The 21,224-nt window shown below is 41.4% G+C and carries 16 protein-coding genes; 6 read left to right on the top strand and 10 right to left on the bottom strand.

Going from position 1 to position 21,224, the window contains the following annotated elements:
• Window positions 1-533: 533 nt before the first annotated feature.
• Both MMU05_RS17805 and MMU05_RS17810 read left to right on the top strand, forming a co-directional pair.
• Complete coding sequence (locus tag MMU05_RS17805) at window positions 534-1,556, top strand: ATP-grasp domain-containing protein (RefSeq protein ID WP_241143030.1); 1,023 nt, start codon at window positions 534-536, stop codon at window positions 1,554-1,556.
• A 200-nt stretch (window positions 1,557-1,756) separates the two neighbouring features.
• A complete protein-coding gene (locus MMU05_RS17810; protein WP_241143031.1) occupies window positions 1,757-2,881 on the top strand; it encodes an MBL fold metallo-hydrolase in 1,125 nt (374 codons plus the stop codon).
• 179 nt (window positions 2,882-3,060) lie between these two features.
• Here MMU05_RS17810 and MMU05_RS17815 read toward each other — a convergent pair whose 3' ends face one another.
• From MMU05_RS17815 to MMU05_RS17825, 3 genes are all read right to left on the bottom strand, one after another.
• Window positions 3,061-4,059: a type II TA system antitoxin MqsA family protein gene (locus MMU05_RS17815; RefSeq protein ID WP_241143032.1), complete on the bottom strand. Its 999-nt coding sequence runs from the start codon at window positions 4,057-4,059 to the stop codon at window positions 3,061-3,063.
• A complete protein-coding gene (locus MMU05_RS17820; protein ID WP_241143033.1) occupies window positions 4,056-4,421 on the bottom strand; it encodes a hypothetical protein in 366 nt (121 codons plus the stop codon). The genes MMU05_RS17815 and MMU05_RS17820 overlap by 4 nt, the downstream gene beginning before the upstream one ends.
• A 140-nt stretch (window positions 4,422-4,561) precedes the next feature.
• A complete protein-coding gene (locus MMU05_RS17825) occupies window positions 4,562-7,831 on the bottom strand; it encodes a WD40/YVTN/BNR-like repeat-containing protein (protein ID WP_241143034.1) in 3,270 nt (1,089 codons plus the stop codon).
• A 326-nt stretch (window positions 7,832-8,157) separates the two neighbouring features.
• Between MMU05_RS17825 and MMU05_RS17830 the strand changes: the two genes are divergently transcribed.
• The 4 genes from MMU05_RS17830 to MMU05_RS17845 all read left to right on the top strand — a co-directional run bounded on the left by MMU05_RS17830 (window position 8,158) and on the right by MMU05_RS17845 (window position 10,543).
• On the top strand, window positions 8,158-8,694 hold the full coding sequence (locus MMU05_RS17830) for a DUF2975 domain-containing protein (RefSeq protein WP_241143035.1): 537 nt from the start codon (window positions 8,158-8,160) through the stop codon (window positions 8,692-8,694).
• Between the two features lie 3 nt (window positions 8,695-8,697).
• Window positions 8,698-8,907, top strand: a complete 210-nt coding sequence (locus MMU05_RS17835; protein WP_241143036.1) for a helix-turn-helix domain-containing protein — start codon at window positions 8,698-8,700, stop codon at window positions 8,905-8,907.
• Between the two features lie 60 nt (window positions 8,908-8,967).
• Entirely contained in the window at window positions 8,968-9,402 is a 435-nt protein-coding gene (locus MMU05_RS17840) for a hypothetical protein (protein WP_241143037.1), read from the top strand.
• A 235-nt stretch (window positions 9,403-9,637) separates the two neighbouring features.
• A complete protein-coding gene (locus tag MMU05_RS17845; protein WP_241143038.1) occupies window positions 9,638-10,543 on the top strand; it encodes a class I SAM-dependent methyltransferase in 906 nt (301 codons plus the stop codon).
• A 1,457-nt stretch (window positions 10,544-12,000) separates the two neighbouring features.
• Here the strand turns inward: MMU05_RS17845 and ggt are convergent.
• The 7 genes from ggt to MMU05_RS17880 form a co-directional block, all read right to left on the bottom strand.
• On the bottom strand, window positions 12,001-13,698 hold the full coding sequence (ggt, locus tag MMU05_RS17850) for a gamma-glutamyltransferase (protein ID WP_241143039.1): 1,698 nt from the start codon (window positions 13,696-13,698) through the stop codon (window positions 12,001-12,003).
• 45 nt (window positions 13,699-13,743) lie between these two features.
• Window positions 13,744-14,091, bottom strand: a complete 348-nt coding sequence (locus tag MMU05_RS17855; protein ID WP_241143040.1) for a HepT-like ribonuclease domain-containing protein — start codon at window positions 14,089-14,091, stop codon at window positions 13,744-13,746.
• On the bottom strand, window positions 14,081-14,689 hold the full coding sequence (locus tag MMU05_RS17860) for a helix-turn-helix domain-containing protein (protein ID WP_241143041.1): 609 nt from the start codon (window positions 14,687-14,689) through the stop codon (window positions 14,081-14,083). Before MMU05_RS17860 ends, MMU05_RS17855 begins: the two co-directional genes overlap by 11 nt.
• Window positions 14,690-14,763: 74 nt before the next feature.
• Window positions 14,764-15,480 carry a hypothetical protein gene (locus tag MMU05_RS17865; RefSeq protein WP_241143042.1) on the bottom strand — a complete coding sequence of 239 codons (717 nt, stop codon included), beginning with the start codon at window positions 15,478-15,480 and terminating at the stop codon, window positions 14,764-14,766.
• A gap of 37 nt (window positions 15,481-15,517) precedes the next feature.
• On the bottom strand, window positions 15,518-16,324 hold the full coding sequence (locus tag MMU05_RS17870) for a sterol desaturase family protein (protein WP_241143043.1): 807 nt from the start codon (window positions 16,322-16,324) through the stop codon (window positions 15,518-15,520).
• A gap of 212 nt (window positions 16,325-16,536) precedes the next feature.
• The gene (locus MMU05_RS17875; RefSeq protein ID WP_241143044.1) at window positions 16,537-17,832 is read right to left on the bottom strand and encodes a M20 family metallo-hydrolase; all 1,296 of its coding nucleotides are present in this window, start codon (window positions 17,830-17,832) and stop codon (window positions 16,537-16,539) included.
• A gap of 54 nt (window positions 17,833-17,886) precedes the next feature.
• Complete coding sequence (locus tag MMU05_RS17880; protein ID WP_241143045.1) at window positions 17,887-21,042, bottom strand: glycosyl hydrolase; 3,156 nt, start codon at window positions 21,040-21,042, stop codon at window positions 17,887-17,889.
• Between the last annotated feature and the right edge of the window lie 182 nt (window positions 21,043-21,224).

Below are 21,224 nucleotides of genomic sequence, written 5' to 3' on the forward strand. Positions count from 1 at the left end.
CTTCTGGCTTTCAGGATTATTGCCCGCACCAAAATTAACTTTAAAGAAATTCTTTTGTTTATTGGTAATCTATCTCTTTTTTTGCAGTTACGCGCCACCCCTACTCATTTTCAAACCCATCAAACCACCTTAAATTCCAGTGCAAGTTCATTAGAAATTAATTTTCTTTGATGCTCACCTTTCCAGAGACTTCATGATGTCTTCTTCCTACAATTTCATTTGGACTGGTTTTTGAGAATTGATTTGCGACTCTTTTTGAATTTTGCATTTCTTCCATAGAATTAACCTTGGGTTAAAAGCACATTTGACTTAACCTCCTAATCTTTCTTAAAGGAAGGGTAAGTACATTTGGCTTTATTTTAAAATTATCGTAGCCAAACAATCAAAAAAGGCGAATGATAAACCCAGAAGCAACCGCTTAAATGAAAGTAGAAAAAAACGTTTATTCAATTTTAATTCCTGATGGTGAGGGTTCCTCCTTGCAAAACGTGCTTTATTGTGCCTCTCACTTAAAAAATATTCGCCTTTTTGTCATGTCTACAAAAAGGAACCATCATTTGCGCTTTTCAAGACATATCTATCGTTTTTTATATTTTCCACAAAAAACCCATGTTGCAGATTGGATTAAGGACATCAACCATGTGGTGGAAGAATATGGCATAGACGTCATTATGCCAATATGGGATAAAGGTATCAGAAAACTTATCGAACATAAAAGTCTTCTACAAAGCGATAAACTGATCCCCTTACCATCTTTAGATGATTATATAGTCGCGGCAAATAAGGGCTTGTTAGCCAAACACATGGAGAAGGTCGGGATTTCAGGACCCAAGACCGTTCGGCTATCTTTAGATATCATCCAAAAAAGAGAGCAGTTAACTTTGGCCTTCCCAATTTTAGCCAAACCGCTCAAATCAGGAAACGGAAGGGGCATAGTGAAATTAGAAAACCAAGATGCTTTGGCGAAGCATTTTGAATCCATTGGACTCAAGGAAGAATATATCCTCCAAGAATTTAAGAGAGGAGTTGATTATTGCTGTAATGTGTTATGCTATGAAGGTGAGATTTTGGCTTACACCATTCAAAAAGGAACTTTATGGGATTCTAAACCCTTCACTGCCCAAGTGGGAATGGACTTCGTCCACAATGACCCCTTGTATCAAATGATGAAAAAATTGATGAAATCACTTCATTGGTCCGGTGTTGCAAATATTGATTTGCTCTTTGATCCTGAGGCAGAGGTGTTTTATGTGTTGGAAATTAATCCTAGGTTTTGGAATTCATTGACCGCCTCCCTTATGGCCGGAGTAAATTTCCCTCAACTATTGATTCAACTGACGATTGATAAAAATATTGAACCTCAGGGGTACAAGCAATTCAGCTATGTCAATTTGCATGGGTTAAACCAGGTTTATAAAAGAGACAAAACTTTGCTTTTCAAGACAGGATTTATTTGGCAAAACACCCCTTTGCGATACAAAATTGATGACCCCATCCCCATTGTTTACAAGTTCTTAAGAGGACTCAAACAAGGAATATTTGGAAAAAGTATTTGAAGGATATGGCTCATAATACCACTCTCCAAACTCAATCACCAAAGTAACCATTCAATGTTGTCTAGTTAGGGGAGATTCGATATACTTTTCCAAAGTTCGGAATGGATGTTTTAAGATTTTCATGGTCTGTTCCCAACTTTGGAAAAGGTTTGTATAAGGTAAAGGCTTATCTAAAAGACATTGAGTAACCATTTATAAAAATGAAGAAAATATTGAAAATAGTGCTTTGGACCTTGGTCCTACTTCTGGTGGTAACAGGGAGTTTGGCATATTATGTAAGCAGACAGATGGGCAGTTTGGATTCCTTGGAAGACCGCAAGGCAAGGTTCTCCGGGTTGTCGTATTATGATGCAGATGCTGATGCGTTTATAAGTCCGGAGACATTGCCCTATTATCCGGACCAAACCACCGGAGGCGATTCAGGTCCTGCGCGGTTTTTTAAAAGATCCCCAAATGCCCCTGAGTTTACGCTACCCAAAAAGACGGTTACCAAATCTGATTTTTCAGAAACCCCCTCGGATTTTGCAGCCTATTGGTTGGGGCACTCTACATTTATTCTTGAGCTTGACGGGAAGCGGATTTTATTCGATCCGGTTTTTGAAAATGGAGGTCCCCTACCCTTTATTTTGAGAAGGTTTGATGCCTCTCCCATCAAAAGAGAGGAACTGCCTGAGCTTGATATCGTGGTTATTACCCATGACCATTACGATCATTTGGAGGCGGCCACCATCAGATACCTGGCATCTATAAACACTGAATTTATTGTGCCTTTGGGTTTAGGCAGCAGGTTGGAAGGCTGGGGTATTCAGAAAAACAACATCAGCGAGTTGGGTTGGCATGAAGCCAAGACTGTTGGTTCGTTGCAAATCACTGCCCTTCCGGGAATCCACTACACGAGCAGGAGTTTTGATGATAGGAATAAAACCCTTTGGGCTTCTTTTGCCATTAAGGGTGAAGAGAAAAACCTATTTGTAAGTGGCGATACCGGCTACGGCACGCACCTGAAAGACATCGGAGAAAAATACGGTCCTTTTGATATGGCTTTTGTAGAAATAGATGGCTGGAACAAAGGATGGCCTTTGACCCACCTTTTCCCGGATCAGGCAGTTCAGTTATGTCAGGATATCAATACACAAGTCATGTTTCCGATACATTGGGGCGTCTTTGATTTGGCTATGCACCCTTGGGATGAATCTATCAAAATGGTAGCTGATATGGCAGCAGCAAATAACCTCGAACTGGTGACACCCCTAATGGGCGAAAAAGTCATACCCGGCCTTAGCCTAACCAATCATTGGTGGGAAATAAAAAATAGGGGCAGATAGCTTGTCGCTTGCCCCTGTTATTTTTAGCTAAGGTCAATATTTTCGCTTAACTCCTTCTAATTTCAAATTGGATTTTTAATCAGGTGAGACAAACCGAAATTTGAACGCTTCTATTCGGAAGTTTCTCAAACAGCAGTTGAAACCAAAACCAATCTTTCAATTCCACTTTTCCAAACCCATCAAACCGCCTTAAGTTCTAGTGCATATTCATAGGAAATAAATTGTTTGCCATGAACATTCTCCAACCAACCTTTTTCAAGATGACTGGTCTCAACTATCCCATTGGTGGAAACATCTTTGAACTGGGTCTTTATTTTTTCAAGCGTTTCTAATTCTTCTTTTGAAAAGATTTCTGGATTGAAAAGTCTGTCTTTTCTTCCCACCAGTTTTTCTATCCTTATTCCATCATGCTTATCTTCATATTTAATGTCTATAACATCGTCTTCTGATAGGTTTTCAAAAATTGTCTCAAACATATTAGGTACAGGTCCATAGTTTATTGCCTTGTACTTTAATCCGCTTATAGAATTTCCAAAATATTTGAAATAAGAGAAATCTGCATAAAATAACAGCTTATTCATCTTCGTCTTGAAGCATGGAACCTCGTGTGAAAAAAACACTACCATTTCAACTAGTTTCTCTAGGTTTGGCTTAGTGTAGCCTGTTAAAACAGAAGCTTCGCCATCTCCCAGCAGATAATTATCAAGGTTAATTAGTTTTAATTTTTCTGATGAAATCAATCGATCTATTCTCTTTACCAGTTCGGCTTTAGTATTGTCAGATTTAGGATTCCAATCCTCTACCAAAGCCTTAAACTTATATGGATCCCGAGCCAGTTTAATTAAGTTTGCATTTGCCAAGGAAGGAAGTTCCCCTTTCTCATAAAGTCCGTATGTGTTTTGACCGAAACCCATAATTTCTCCCATCCTGATAGCGGATAAACCATACTTGTCCCTTATTTCAATAATCTCTTCGCGCTGAGGAATGTGATTTTTTGCTCTGTAGGCATGTTCAACCATTAATAGATTAAATTCATCTAATTCTGTTGTCGTGAATTTTTCTCCTGTTTCCTCACATAGATAAAATTGAAATCTTATTCTGATTTCCTCCTTCCGAAAAGTAACAGTTCGTGCTTCATGCTTTAATGGCATTTCTTTGCCAGTTAATGGACTTTTCATAAAATCGCTGTTTTAAAAGGGTATTTTATTTTTCGCTCGGCAAAATGAAAAGAAATGCATAGAACATTTAATCCCGGTATTCCTTTAGTAATCTTAATGTAGATTTCCTGCCCTTTTACAATTTTCCCAAAGACCCACATTTCTTTGGTGCCGTACATTTCTTCCGGTTTAGGACCTTCTGCATAATCTTCAGCAATTAATTCTTCTAGAATTTGCTCACGATCCTTAGGACGGATATCAAGTTGGGTGAGGGTTTCAAAGTTTTTTCCTCTGTCATCCAAGAAGACCACTCCCCAAAACTTCATTTTTATCTTAAAATCCTTTAAGAATTCATCGACTTTTTCTTTGGATGTTTTTTGCAAAGGTATCACGATAAAGTTTTAAAAAACAAATTTAATAAATAAAATTAACCTTTAAAGTGTATTTTATAAAAAAACAGGGTCATGTAGTATTTCACTTGCCCCTGTTTTTTTTGCTAAGGTCAATATTTTGGCCTTTTCCTTTAATCCATTTTTCTATTTGGCGTGTAAGGTGCTCCTGCTTTTTCCAGCTTCACCTCAAAGTCCGCCAATTCATTGTAAAAGGCTGAAGCATCTTTCAAATATTGGTCAAACTCACTTTGTGCGATTTCAATACTGCGTCTGTGTGTTGCTGTTGGAGGCTCAGTGGTATTCCAATGGCCATAAATCACAACTCCTACCCTGTTCATGATTGAAGGGGAAGTGGACTCATCCTTGCTTTGAAGCACTCTGTCTCCAAATAGTACAGTTCTCAGGTTAAATAAAGAGGTATTCAGTGCTGTCAATTGTGTAAATAAGTCAGGAGATGCATTTGGAGTTTTTGTCAATGCCGCTTTGATATAACGAAGCTTTTCACCGGCCTCACCCAATTGGCTGGCAGCACTTGAGGCTCTTCGGGAAAGGTCACTGGTTTGCTTTTTAAAAGCCGCCATCGCTTCATAATCATCACCTGTCGGATGAACAGGTTTCACCATGAACTCCTGCGGGTCTCCTTGAAGCTCCAGTTTTCCATTTTTTATCACATAGAGATCGACACTGTATTTCCCGGGCGCTACCAAAGGTCCTTGAGGATCACTTACCCAAGGTGGTTGGAAGGCAGGAACGCTGAGTTCGATAGGGTCGGGCGGAGAAAGTCTCAGATCCCAACTTACCCGATGCAAGCCTGTTTTCGCTACCCCTTCGATCCAACGGACGGCCTCCCCGCTTTTATCCCGTACCAAAAGCATGACACTTGGTTCTTCTTCGATAGACTCCCCCCTCAGTTGATCCCAACCGGGAAAAGGAATGCTGGCTTTTTGCTCGTTGAGCTTCTTTTCCGATTCTTTCCGCACAGCTTTTTCTGTTTTGGGAAGATCATTGATGAAATAGGTGAATACTGCTCCGAAAGGTGGGTTATCGCTTACAAAACTGGTGGAACCCTGAGAAGGCATTCCTTTGGCCTGCATGGGTTCGTTAGGGACATACCACCAAGCATCTCTCACCGGCATGACCACATTTGAATTGGCATTGGCCAATTTGTTGATCTCCCTCAAAGGAGAATAATCATCCAAAACATAAATCCCGCGCCCAAAACTTGCCCCTACCAAATCATTGTCTCTGGCATGAAGGGCAAGATCCCTGAAAGGAATTGTGGGAACTCCTGCATTCAGCTTGGTCCAATTGACGCCCTTATTCACAGAAAAATAAATCCCGTACTCTGTTCCGATGAAAAGCAAATTTTCATCTACATGGTCCTGTTTGATCACCCAAACAAGCGTATTGACAGGCAAGTCTCCTACAATAGAACGCCAGGTTTTTCCTTTGTCTGTACTGATGAAAACATAAGAAGAATAATCTCCCAATTGGTGCGCATCGGCTGCGGCAAATACCGTATTGACATCATGGGAAGAGGCTTCGATATTGTTAATGAAGGTAAGTGCAGGAACCTTGGGCAGGCTTCCACTTTTCCTCCAGTTTTGCCCATCATCTTCGGTCACATGAATCAGGCCATCATCCGAGCCGGCATAGAGTAATCCTGCTTGTAGGGTTGATTCCGAAATTGTGGTCAAGGTGGCAAATTTCGACATGGCACCGTTGTCATACAGTGCGTCAATACTTGGTACACGGCCCATCATTTCCAGTTCATACCTACCGAGGTTGGTGGTCAGGTCACCGCTGATCGCCTTCCATGAATTACCGCGATCGGTACTTTTCCAAACCCGCTGTGATCCAAAATAAATTGTTTTATGATCATGGGGACTTACCTGAATGGGGCTATCCCAGTTCCATCTTTCGGGAGGGTCATTGGGTTCAGGTTGTGGCTGAATATTCAATATTTCTAGGGTGGTTCTATTGTGACGGTGTAATTCGCCTTGTTGAATTTCCATATACACAATATTGGGATCTTTGGGATCGAAAGCCACATCGTAGCCATCCGCCCCCAAGGGGACATACCAGTCCTGATTGCGCACGCCCTCTACATTGGTCGTTCTGGAAGGACCTAACAAAGTTCCAAGATCTTGCGCTCCCACTACCACATTATAAAAAGGCTCAGTATTATCGAGTCCTACCTTATAAAATTGTGAGACAGGCAGGTTCGGGAAGTGACGCCAGGTAGATCCTTCATCAAAAGATTCATACAATCCTCCGTCTGTTCCTACTATCAAATGCTGTCCATTGGCAGGATTAATCCACAAAGCGTGGTTATCGCTGTGTTTCGTTCTTCCGGTTTCGGCATAATCGAATGTCTTTCCCCCATCACGGGTTACATTTATAAAAACATCCATCTGGTAAACCAGGTCCGGATTGGTGGGTGAAGCTTCAATCTCCTGATAATAGTGAGGCCCGGTTCCCCCTGAAATATAACTGTTGCGCTTTTGCCAGCTTTCCCCTTTATCGGTGGACCGGTAGAATCCCCTATTTGCATTGTCTGCTTCTATGGTCGCATATACTATTTGTGGATTGGCCGGAGTAACTGCCAAACCTATTTTTCCCATGTCACCTTGAGGCAATCCCGCATTTATCCTTCTCCAGCTCTCGCCACCATCCATGGATTTATATATCCCGGACTTCGGACCTCCACCAAGTAGGGCCCAGGTTTTTCTTCTTCTTTGATAGGCTGCAGCATAGATCACATCAGGGTTTGAGGGGTCAAATTCCGCATCAGTGACTCCAGTATCTGCATCTATTTCAAGGACTAATTGCCAGGTCTTGCCACCATCTTTGGTTTTATACAATCCCCGCTCCCCTCCTGAAGACCATAATGGGCCTTCGGCTGCCACATAGACCACCTCAGAATTTCTAGGGTCTATTAAAATTCTACTTATATGCTCGGAATTTTTCAATCCCATCTGCTTCCAAGTAGCGCCTCCATCTATGCTTTTGTACACCCCATCTCCCCAGCCTACATGCCGGCCACTGACATTCTCGCCTGTACCTACCCAGACCACTTCGGGATTATTGGGATCCAAAGCAACTGTACCAATGGAATAAGAGGCCTGGGCATCAAAAACAGGTGTCCAGGTAGTTCCACTGTTGGTAGTTTTCCACAAACCACCTGAGCCAACTGCCACATACCACATACTGCTATGGATAGGGTTGATGGCAATATCTGCAATTCTGCCACCCATTAATGCCGGACCAATGCCTCTCAGCTCTAGCCCCTTAGCTACCTGAGCGGCCATATCCTTTTGATTGGATTGAGCCCAGACAGGAAAACTGTTTATTGAAAAGAGAAGAAGAGTTGTGAATAGAAGACCTATGGTTTTTTGCATAACAGATTCGGTTAAATCGAAGAAAAAGGTACAAGAAAAATCAATTTCTCTTTAACCATTTACAAAAAAAGTCTTAAAAACTTCCAATCAGAGGTTTTGCCTACCATTTCATTGTCTGCCTGGGTAAATTCCGTTTAGCCTACAGATTCAATCCCCCTTTTACCCTTCCCCTCCCGATTCCAAAAATGGATTTAATTGGATTCTGCCTACCTTTTCTCTCCAATATTTTTCATGTTCAATAAAAATATTTTGTTTAAGGATATATTTTTATTGTTTATCAATAAATAATATTTATGTTTGTGACATCAATTTAAACTTTAACCAAAATGTCAAAAAACAGCAACTTCGTATTTAAATTCCTAAGTGTAGTGGCTTGGGTGATCTTCGTCGGCTTGTGCATTGAAGCCGGAGCATTGATTGTCAATTTTGTGTACAGTCTTTTCAAGCCTGAAATTATCGCTTACCTCTATGAAAAGCTTGACTTAAGTGACATGTATAGCCGCAGTAAATGGGCTTATTACGGCATGTACAGTTTCATCATGGTAATCTCGGTTTTGAAAGCGTACCTGTTTTATATCGTCAGCATCCTTGTTACCAAACTTGATATGTCTAAGCCCTTCAGTTCATTTGTTTCAAAACAGATTTCATTAATCAGTTACTTCACTTTTTCCATAGGTATATCGAGTTTCATCGCGCGACAAACAGCTAAAAACCTGCTTCATAGAGGCTACGAAATCGACCAACTCGATAAGTTTTGGGTAGACAGTGAGGCTTTTATTTTGATGGCAGCTGTCGTCTACGTCATTGCTACTATCTTCAAAAAAGGAATTGAGTTACAAAACGAACAAGACTTAACCGTATAAACCATGGCAATCATTGTGAATTTGGATGTAATGATGGCAAAGCGGAAAATGTCGCTCAATGAATTGTCAGAAAAAGTGGAACTGACTCTTTCCAATCTCTCGATCTTAAAAACCGGGAAAGCGAAAGCCATACGTTTCAGTACTTTGGAAGCAATCTGCCAAGCTTTGGACTGCCAACCGGGAGATATCCTGGAATTTGTCGAAGACAAATAAAATGTGACTACAGCTATTCAAAAGAGAATTTATCTGGGTTTCGATGAATACTAAATTGAGGTGAAAAGTATCATAAATAATATCATCATTCAACTGACAGGCAAGCCAAGGATTTTGTTTTTGGTGGATAGCGTGGGGGCATTGCTCACCACGCTTTCCTTGTTTGTGGTCTTAAGAACTTTCCATGAATTGATCGGAATGCCGGTTTCAGTGTTGACTTACCTTTCGATCCTATCTGCCTGTTTTTGTATTTATTCGGCTTCGTGCTTTCTCTTCTTAAAACGGAATTGGGTGCCGTTTATCTGGGTAATTGGAATTGCCAATTTGCTCTATTGTTTTTTGACTTTGGGGCTTGTCCTCGTCTATTTTCCGCAACTTACAGCCTTAGGGATTGCGTACTTTTTGGGGGAAATAATGATAGTTGGCGTTCTTGTGTATATCGAGCTTCGTGTTGCGAAGGCAATAATGAAAACAAGAACAAGTGAAAATCTCTAACAGCTAGACTGTCAAATCCATAAATTCACTTCGGGTTCTATTAAAGCAATCCAATTGCAAAAGTTCTTGGCATTGGCTTGATAAATTGTGCATGGTAAGAATTGGAAATACAGCCAAAAAATTTATCTTTAAACAAAGTAAAACACCAGCATTCATATTGGTATCGGTTCATTTTGCATGGATATCCGCATTTTTTGTTTCACACAATATTTGATCACGATTTTAAAAAAATATCATGGCTGACCAAAAAGATTTAGATTTTACCTATACCACCATCGACGAAATCTTCCGACTCAGCATGGGAGAAACAGGAGATTACAGCGGTGCCAAATATGATGGTGATTTTTCAATGACCTTGGAAGAGGCCCAAAAAGCAAAGCAAAAATTTATCGCCGACAGTCTGCATATCAAAAAGGGCAGCAAAGTCCTTGACATGGCCTGTGGTTGGGCACCTTTTACCCGATATATTACAGATGATAGAGGTGCGGAAAGTATAGGATTGACGCTGTCTCAGGGTCAGGCAAATGCATGCCAAAAGAATGGCTATAATGTCTTGGTAAAAGATTGCCGTTATGTAAAACCTGAGGATTTTGGGGTTTTTGACGCCATCGTCTGCATTGGTGGGTTAGAACATTTCTGTTCGGTGGAAGATTGGAAAGCGGGCAAGCAGGAACAGGTGTATCGTGATTTTTTCAAGACAGTCTACGATTTGCTACCTGTTGGGGGAAGGTTTTACATGCAGACCATGACATTCAGTAAGAATATGGTCGAATTTGAAGAAATGGATGTGAATGCGGAAAAAGGATCGCCCGCCCATATTATGGCCTTGATGGTAAAACAATTTCCCGGTTCGTGGCTTCCCTATGGTCCCGAAATGGTGATCAATTGCGCACAGCCCGGATTCAAATTGATTTCCAAAAGCAGTGGACGACTGGATTATATCGAAACCATTGCCCAATGGCGCAAAAAATTCAGAAAGTTTCATCTCAAAAAATATTTGCTCTATCTCTCACTGCTTCCTAGGTATTTTACAGATAAAGAATTCAGGCACTTGGTTGAAGTTTTCAAAATAAGTCCAAACAAGGTTTGTTTTGAAAAGGAAGTCATGGATCATTTTCGGTTGGTATTTGAAAAAGTATAGGTTTTTTTTAGAATCTATTAAAGCCCCGAAGCGGGCGAAAGAACAGTAGCTATGGGCAAGGTGCTTCACTAAATCCTGTACTTTGGAAAGTCTATATACACCGCAGCCCATGGTTAAGAATGGGAACGAATAAGGGATTTCGGTCACGAATCTTCCATGAAGGAGAATTCTCAAATACCGAAATGGTTTGAATGAATTTTAAAAGTTAGGTCTTTTGGATTACAGCCCCGAAGTGGGCGCAATAACAATAGCCGTGGGCAAGGTGCTTTACTGAATTTTTACTTTGGAAAGTCTATATGCACCGTAGCCCATGGTAAGTTTTAAGGGCGTTTGGTATTTCGGTCACGAATCTTATAAGTAAGAGAATCTCAAATACCGAAATGGTTGGGATTAATTTACAAAGCAAAGACTTTTGGATTACAGCCCCGAAGCGGGCGCAATAACAGTAGCCATGGGCAAGGTGCTTCTCTGAACTTCATACTTGCTCAAATTTTCATGCACCGCAGCCCATGGTAAAGAATGGGAACGAATAAGGGATTTCGGTCACGAATCTTCTAAGTAGGAGAATCTCCAATACCGAAATGGCTGGGATGGATTTCTTTATTTTCACTAATTACATCAATACCAATTTTCTATGCGTCTCATTCTTGAGTCACTTTTTGTCTTACCACAAAAAGTAACCATCCCGATAGCTCGGGAGGCAAGAAATTTTAATCCTCCCCCACACTGTTCCCCGCCGGCCCGGTAAAATTTCTTCCTCCCCACGGTTGTTCCATAACAAGATTAATTGAAAAGTAGAGGTTTTTGAAATACTATTTATAAGAGATTTAGCCCCGAAGCGGGCGTAATAACAATAGCCGTGGGCAAGGTGCTTCTCTGAACTTCATATTTTCTCAAATTTTTATGCACCGCAGCCCATGGTTAAGTATGGAACAATTAAGGGATTTCGGTCACGAATCTTCCAAGAAGGAGAATTTACAATACCGAAATGGTAGAAAAATCTTATCGTTCTATTTCCTCAATCATTATGAATAAATAATACATGTCTATTTCTAGTGTCACTTTTTGTCATGATACAAAAAGTAACCAAAAAAATCTAGCGCAATAATCCTCCCACACACATACCCTCGCCGGCCCGGAATTGCGCTTCCTCCCCGCGGTGGTTACATAGAAGAATTATTTTTAAGTATTGGATTCTAAAACCGGAAATAGCCCCGAAGCGGGCGAAGTAACAATAGCCATGGGCAAGGTGCTGCTCTGAACTTCATACTTTCTCAAATTTTTATGCACCGCAGCCCATGGTTAAGAATAGGAAAGATTAAGGGATTTCGGTCATGAATCTTCTAAAAATGAGATCTCCAATAGAGAAATGGCTGGGAATAATTCTTACGATCATTTTTTTATTGGTTGAATTGAAGGTCTGACTTTGAAAACCACTATCATTCAATCCAAAAATATCAATACCCTACCGCTGCACCATCATCACTCGACGAATCAGCAGCACCGATATATACTTTTAGCTTGGGATCGTAAGTGATTCCCATCAATACACCTAGGTTATTGACGCCACGGAGCTTGTGTCCCATCTGCTCCAAAGCATCACGGGTATCGGGAGATAGCAGGTGTCTTTCATAGACCAACATATCCGGAAGCCATTGGTGGTGGATTTTCATGGCTTCGATGGCTTTGTCGATCCGCATGTTGTATTCCAAGACATTGAGCACTGTTTGAAAAACCGTATTGATGATCGTCCTTCCTCCCGGACTTCCGATGATCAGGTAGGGTTTGCCGTCTTTGGCTACAATGGTTGGTGTCATGCTTGACAACATCCGTTTTTCCGGGGCAATGAGATTGGGATTGGATCCGATCTGTCCATCGCTGTTGGTGACTCCGGCTACAGGGTTGAAATCCCCCATTTCATTGTTGAAGATGAAACCAAGTTTGGAGGAACCCATCCCTACCCCATAGGAATTTTCGAGGGTATAAGTCAGGGAGACGGCATTGCCATCTTTGTCCACCACCGAAAAGTGTGTCGTACTGCTGCCATCATAGAGTTGCCCAAACTTGGATGAATCGCTCAATGAAGCCTTATTCATGTCAATATTCTCAAACCTTTTTTTGGCAAATTCCTTGGACATCAACCGATCCAAAGGTATCTCAGGATTGAAATCAGGATCACCCAAATGCTCCGCCCGATCGGCAAAAGCCCTTCGCATCGCTTCAGCTACCAAATGCACATAAGCCATGGAATTGAATTCAATTTTTTGGAGGTCTGCCTGTTCCATCAAGTTCATCATCTCGATCAGGGCGACTCCTCCCGAACTCGGAGGCGGCATGGAATAGATGTCGTAACCTTTGTAGGTTCCTTTGACAGGTTTGCGCTCAATAGCGGTATATTTTGCCAAATCTTCCTTGGTGATGATCCCTCCTTTTGCTTTCATGTAGGCTTCTATTTCTTCGGCAACTTCACCCTTATAGAATCCATCCTGACCTTTGTCCCGGATTATTGAAAGGGTGTTGGCCAAAGCCGGTTGCGTCCATGTTTCTCCCGGTTGGATGATCTCTCCTGCCGCATTTCGGAAATAATTGGTCATGATATCATAGGAATCATCCCAATCTTCCATATCCAAAGCCACTTTGTACAATCCCCAAGTCATTGGAAAACCATTTCTGGCAAGGTCAACAGATGGCTGCACCAAGTCCACCCAAGGCAATTTTCCGTATTTTTGGTGGGCGAGGTAAAGCCCGGCGACAGTTCCCGGCACGCCTACTGCTTTTAAGCCATTGTGGTTTGCATTTTCTATAAGGTTACCCGAACCGTCCTGAAACATATCAGGAGTTGCTTTGAGCGGCGCTTTTTCCCTAAAGTCAAATGTGGTGACATCGCCGTCTGACTTCATAAAAACAATAAATCCTCCCCCACCGATATTGCCTGCCTCGGGATGTGTCACTGCCAAAACAAAAGCTGTTGCAATACTCGCATCGATGGCATTCCCGCCCTTTTTCAAAATGTCGATACCCACTTCCGAAGCAAGGACATTGTCGGAGACGACCATGCCGTTTTGGCCGTAAGTCTGGGCTTCGAGGTTGAAATGGCTGAAAAAGAAGGTGACTAAACAGAGGATTTGGAGTATTCTGGATTTGAAGTTTTTCATATTTGGGAAAGGCTATTTCAAAATAAAATCGAGCACTCAAAACAGTTAAAACTCCGTTTCAAGGATAATTGTAACCATTGATTTCAATTTAGGCAAGTCTTTCTGGATGATTTCCCAAACAGCGATCATTTTGATATTAAAATATTCGTGGGCAATCATATTCCTGAAAGACTTAACCTTATACCAAGGATAGTCATATTTAAGTAATTTTTCGGTTTCAACATAATCGATTGACTCTCCGATTACAATAAATAGCATCAAAACCGCGTCTTGCACCAGTCCATTATCGCAAAAAGTTGTCAGATTCTCCCCTTCAACATATTTCTCAATTTCTAAAATGGCTTTGAGGATTTGTTCCAACCTCTTTTGACTATCCAAATGCCTATCTTTCATATATCAGCTTTAGATCCTCTTTTACATGCTCGAAAATAAAAGGCTTGAAAGAATCGATAAATCCGATGTCAACTTTTCGGTTGATGATTTTTTCCAATTCATGTTGTATTTCCACTAAATCAAAATAGGAAAAAGACTGATCTGCTTGTACAGCAATGTCCACATCGCTTTTGGGTCCATCGTCCTTCCGGGCAAAGGATCCATAAATCCATGCCTTTTCTATTTTTTGAAATTTGCTGATACCATCTTGTATCTTCTTCAATATTTCATTGCGGTCGATTTTTTGAAATGCCGAATATGAAGCACGCTCCTCCGCCACCTTCAAAGCTTCCAAACCTATCTCCTCATCTGCCATCTCATACAATACCTTATCAGCCAACCATGCCAACATCAAATCCTTTTCAGGAACATTGAAATAGGCAGCGAGTTTGGTCACCAAATCCCTGCTTGGCTTCCTTAGTCCGCGTTCGATTTTGCTCAAAATGGCCTGATCAATATCGAGATAAGCAGCGACTGTACGAAGAGGTAATTCCTTTTCCTCTCTCAGTTTTCTGATGGTTTCTCCGAGGCTTAGCATTTTTTCCTTAATATTTGACAAAAATTATTTTGACTAATTTTGTCAAAAATACAAAAAATTAAAATAAGCACAAGGGCCCAAGGATTGTAAAATTGTCAATAAAGCCACTGCACCACAAACCTTCCAAATGATTGCCAGACCTCAGAGTAGCGGGCATGATATACCAAATCAGCAAAAAGAAATGAAAAAAGCATAATGGTATACGGCATCCAATCTTTCTTTTTTATCAGATCCAAGGACAATAAAGCAGCCGCCAGACCTGTCTTAAAATACAATGGAATCAACTCAAAATCTATTTCCAAAGAAGTGTCCAGATATGCATTTAATATTCTACTCAGGCTGGGACCAACCATAATTATGGCAGTTCCGATCATAAACCGCATGTGCCTGAATGTATGTTTTCTATAGAAAATGGCCAATGAATAAAACAAGACAAACAAGAATAACTGCATCCATGTCACTGACTGCCAAGAAAATACTTCTTCAGAAGAATAAGCTCCAACCCATTTATGATAACTGACTCTTGCTATTATTATCGTGGAGATCACCATGAGTGGAGCAAGTACATACGATAGCTTTCCAAAGAAACGGTGGGCTGCAAATTTTTTGGTATGGATAAATACAGGTTGCAACACCAACAAAATTACCCATGCAGCCATCAATGCTCCATGTATATGATGCAGCCAGGTAAATTCTTTGAACGTTGGGAAATATTGAATATACGAGGCATGAAAGCCGATCTGTACAACAATAAATAGCAATATCATAGAGAAAATGATATTTCTAGTATTGATAGTTGATACTTGGGTCATATCATCTTCTTTAGGCTGGTGATTAAATTTTGGCTTTCTATTTGACCTTTTTATCGATCGTCAGGAATGGCACCCGAACCAAATACCAGAAAGTCTGCTTTCTTGGTTCATCAAATTCAGCCAATCCCAATTTGACCTGCTCAGCAGGTTTGTATTTGAAAGTCCCGAAAATCCTGTCCCAAAGGATAAAAATGTCCGCAAAATTGGAGTCGGTATAGTGTTGATCCTGATCGTGATGGATCTTGTGGAGATTCGGTGTGGTGATGACCAATCCTACTGTTTTGTCCAACCAGGCCGGAAAGCGGAGATTAGAATGCTCAATGACCAGAAAAGGGGTCAATACCAAAAAATAAACCCCTATAGTAAAAAGATCCAATCCGAAAATGGCCGACATCAGAATGGGTGCACTTCCAAACCAAAACAATACCTCAATCGGATGGGAACGGAAATAGTTAGATGAATCCATGGTAGTATCACTGTGGTGAACCCTGTGAAATCTCCAAAGTAGCGGGGATAGATGAGAAATTCTATGAAACCAATATGTACCCAAATCCAAAATTAAAATACCTAAAATCAGCTTCAGCCAAAGGGGAATTTCAAGCATATAGAAAACTCCTATTTGGTTTTGATTAAGCCATTCAATACAGAAAACGAAGATGGTTGCCCAAAATAAATTCCCGATTAAGAATACCACCTGAAACAGGAAGCTGTGCCAAAAATGCTTTCCTCTTTCTTTGAAGGAAAACTGTGTGCTGAGGATGTGTTCCAAAGTAAAAAACAGTGCGATCAATCCAGCAGCGATGTAATTGATGTCAATGCTAAGGAGGTATTCTATTGTTTCCATGTTATTTCTTAAATGATAATTTTCTTTTGTTAGGAGTTTGGATATTAGTGGATATTAGATATATAGGTATAGATATTAGTGGATATTAGATATTCGTGGATATTTTTCCAAATGGAAATGCTTTATCCTAATGAATTTCCCCCTTATTTCTACCCTAACCTTATCAATTCTCAGGTGCCCCAATATCAATCAATATCCAGTATCAATCAATATCATTTTTTTGGCATATTATCCTTGTCCAACAACAGTACCGTTTGCAACATCACATTGGCTCCGTATGCCATTTCTGCAGGTGAGGAATATTCTTTGGGATTGTGACTGATGCCGTCTTTGCTTGGGATAAAGACAAGTCCAATCGGCCCCAATTTACCCATTTCCTGCACGTCATGACCGGCCCCGCTTTGCATTTTGATATAGGATATGCCTAGAGATTGTGCTGCCTGCAGCATTTTATCCTGGATTTCCTTGCTGGCGATAGTGGGTGTTGCACCTGGACTAAGGTATTCAAATTTGATTTCGGTTTTGGTTCCTTTGGCTATCTGTGCCGCTCTTTGTTCAATATCCGCAAACATTTTCATGATCTTTTCTGAAGAAAGGTCCCTCATCTGCAGGCTCATTTCCACCTTTCCCGGAATGATATTGGGTGCGCCTGAAGGCACAGAGATTTTGCCCACACTTCCTACTTGGGATCCTTCATAGCTATTGACCACTTCATTGACAGCAAGCACAAGTTTGGAGGCCGCTATCAGCGCATCCTGACGGTCGTTCATGGGTGTACTTCCTGCATGGTTGGCCATCCCGGTGACAGTGATGTCCCATTCTTCGATACCAACAATGCCTTCGACAATGGCCACTTCGACCCCGCGGCTTTCCAATACTTTGCTCTGCTCGATATGGATTTCAATAAAAGCCGCCAAATCGCCCGGCTTTCGGACTACCTCCCCCAACCTATCCGGATTGCCTCCGATGGCCCTGATTCCTTCCTCCAGTGTCAATCCACTGGCAGACTTTTGGGACAAAGATTCCTTTTTCAAATTGCCGGTCAATGCCCTGCTGCCAACCAATCCGCCTTCTTCATTTTGGAAAATAATCACTTCCAGCGGATGGTCGGTGATGATCTTATTTTCATTGAGAACTTCAATGATTTCCAGCGCTGTAATGGATCCATAAGCGCCATCATAGTTTCCCCCATTGGGCACCATGTCGATATGTGAACCAAAGGCAATGGGTTTTTTGGAAGGGTCTATACCTGCCCTTTTCCCAATGATATTACCTGCAAAGTCAACATGAACTTCCAGCCCTGCTTTTCGCATCAGGTCCATGAAATAAGCCCTTCCTTCAATATCTCCCTGACTGTAAGCTACCCGATAGTTTTCCCCTTTTTCATTTTTCCCAAACTCTGCCAATTCAAAAATTCTTTGTTCAATACGTTTCTCATTGACCTTGACTTGAGCAAATATTGGAAAAGCAAACAATACCAAAATGATTGTCAGTAATATTGATTTCATACTTAAAGAATTTTTCATTTTCCCCATTTGCTTTTTTGTAGTTTCAATTGAAAATCACCTTTTTAGAATCGTTTGGATATCTCTTGACAATAGGTATTGATTGAACTTCGGGATCTCTTGGTCCATCAATCTTTTATATTGTACCTGAATATCATCAAGCTGCTTCCTGAATTGGCCATAGACTTCCATCTGTTGATTGGTCGGCCTAAAATCTGCCCCAAAACCTCCAACATCACTTGCCAATGCGCTTATCCTTCCATAAAGTTTCATCGGATAACGGAAGGCATCTTCTCTTGCACCGGTCAAGTTTACATCAAATAACATTCCTTCCACTTCCAAGATTTTTTCTTCAAGTTCTTTTGCTTTGGAAGCTATTTGTTTATCGTCATTCATCATTGTCAATTGTGCAAGTTCGTTGCGGATGATTTCAATCTCATTGATTGCTGTTACCACTTCATTCATTGCCGCATTCAGTTTCAAAGAGAATTCAACTTGTTTTTGAATGTCTTCCATTGTTCCTGCAGTATTTGGGTCCTTGATGACCTTTCCCCTCTGACTGACAGTTTGCCCATCTACAGTTATCCTGATTTCATATTCACCGGGAATAACCCGTGGCCCAAACTGTCCGCGATAAAGATCCAAATCCCAAGTAACAAGCGGCCTGAATTCCCTGCCTTCTAATTTTACCCAAGGTTTATCTTGCGGCGCAACCAATAATTTTGGTTGGAGCGTTGGTTCATGACGCAAATCCCACCAAACCCTGTTTACGCCTAAATCTTTTCTACCATTGATGGTTCTGACTTGATTTCCGTCTTTATCAAAAATTTCCACTTTGACCTCTTTTGCCGGATTTTTCAAATAATAATTGATATCCATGCCATATGGGGGATTTGATCCCGTGGTCATGGTCCGGCCTTCCGTTTTGATACCTTGAACTTCCTGAAACCTGTAAGCAGGCCGCTGATCGAAGAGATGTACCTCCTTTGCCAAAACCTCCTGATTCAATTCTTGGATTGACCCAATGTTATCCAAAATATAGAATCCTCTTCCATAGGTACCTATGACCATGTCATTGAATTCCTCTTGGATTGTCAACCAATAAATCGGTACCGGTGGTAGGTTATTCCTAAGTCTGAACCAGGTAATCCCATCATCCTTGGAGATATATAAGCCTTTGTCGGTACCTGTATACAGCATGCCTTTGACTTTTGGGTCTTCTCTCGTGACATGTACAAAACTTGATTCTGAGCGTTCTATTCCCCCACTGATTTTTTCCCAAGTCTTTCCATAATCAGATGTTTTAAAAATATAGGGATCAAAGTCTCCCAACTGATGTGCATCGACTGTTACATAGGCCGTTCCGGCCTGATGCCGGGATGGTTCAATGCTGGAAATTGTCCCAAGCTCAGGTTTTCCCATTATATTTTCTGTGACATCGGTCCATGTTTTGCCGCCGTCTCTGGTCAACTGAACCAAACCATCATTGCTTCCGGTCCAAATGAGTCCGTCTTCAATCTTAGATTCGGCAATGGCAAAAAGTACCGAGGCATCAAAAGTCATGAGGTTATCTGTCGCAATTCCTCCCGAAGACTGCTGATGGGATTTGTCGTTTCGGGTGAGGTCCGGGCTGATGATTTTCCAGCTTTGCCCATAATCTTCTGTCATATGTACAAACTGACTTCCAACATAGACCCGTTTGTGGTTATGAGGACTGATAAAAATCGGAAAGGACCAATGCCATCTGTAGCGCATGTCCTTTGGAGCCCAACCATATCCTGCTTCCGGCCAAACGCGAACGTCCCGGGCATGTCCTGTTCGCATGTCGTATACCTGCAGTCCGCCATCATAGCATCCCGACCAAACTATATGGTTGTCTACAGGGTCAGGGATAGCCCACCCACTCTCACAACCTCCAACAGCCTGCCAGAGTCCAAGCGGAATACTTCCTTGACGGCTATTGCTTGGGCCACGGTAAGAATAGCCATCCTGCCGGTTTCCATAGACATTGTAAGGAATCTGATTATCAGTCCATACATGGTACATCTGGGCATTGGGGAAAACATGCTGTTTGTAAGTTTTCTGTTTGTTCCACGTCACTCCAAGTCCTCCGTCATGTGCGACCAGGATTCGGTCAGGATTTAAAGGATCAACCCAAATATCATGGTTGTCCCCTCCTGCCCTATAGCCTGCATTGGCAAGCGTTTTGCCTCCGTCCTTAGAGGTACTGAATTTTACAGAAGCAAAGTAAATTTCATCAGGATCATCTGTGGAAACCCTCAATTTTGTGTAGTAAGGGGCCCGCTCATTGATGTCATGATTGATCATGGTCAGTTCCCAAGTATCTCCGCCACCAATCGATTTCCAAAGTTGGGGACTGTCCATTTCAAATAAGGCATAGACGACATTTGGATTGCTGTATGCTAAGGCGACTGAGGTTTTGCCGACAGGATTGTCTTTTCCACCGGGCAATCCCTTTTCTTTCAAGGCCTCCCAGGTAGCTCCTCCATCTTTACTCCTGTAGATTCCGCCTCCTGCACCTCCGCTGTTTAGCCCCCATGTTTTGATATCTATTGACCAAAAAGCCGCAAATATAATCTCAGGATTCTGTGGGTTTAATGCCAAATCTACAGCACCGGTAAGCTCATCGACAAAAAGTACATTTTCCCAAGTCTTTCCACCATCTGTGGTTTTATACACCCCACGGTCCTTTTGTGGACCATAGGTATGGCCCAAAGCTGCTACATAGACGATATCCGGATTTCTGGGATGTACCACAATCTGTCCGATACGTGATGTTTCTTTCAGACCCATGTGTTGGAAACTTTTGCCGGCATCAGTGGATTTATAGATCCCATTACCCATTGCATGGGCCGGACGGATGAGGAAAGTTTCGCCCGTCCCTGCCCATACCTGATTTGGATCCGAAGGTGCCAATGCCAATGCTGAAACAGAAGATATATCCTGGTCATCAAAAATAGACCGCCATGTGGTCCCCCCATCTTCTGTTTTGAAAAGACCCCCTGAAGCCATACCGACATACATGACCATGAGGTTGTTTGGTTCGCCGACAGCAGCAATGGTACGGTTACCATCAGGTCCTATAAATCTGAAATCAAGCTGATTTAAATACTCGGCATGATTGGTCTGCTGCGCAATACCAAGAGTAGGTAAAAGGAGAAAACAAAAGAGAAAATGTTTAAAACTATTCATTTTTGATAATTTCATTTTATAAATTCAAACACATGAGAATTTTAATTTAATCTGGGTCTAAGGATTGAATATACCTCAATTTGAATTTAAAGTAAGAACCGTATCTAATATTTAGATATCATTCTTTGGTTAAACCGAAGATCATTTTTAATCCTTCAATTGGTGAGAATTTCTACAGGATA

This window comes from Cognataquiflexum rubidum (genome assembly GCF_022538115.1).
GTDB lineage: Bacteria > Bacteroidota > Bacteroidia > Cytophagales > Cyclobacteriaceae > Cognataquiflexum > Cognataquiflexum rubidum.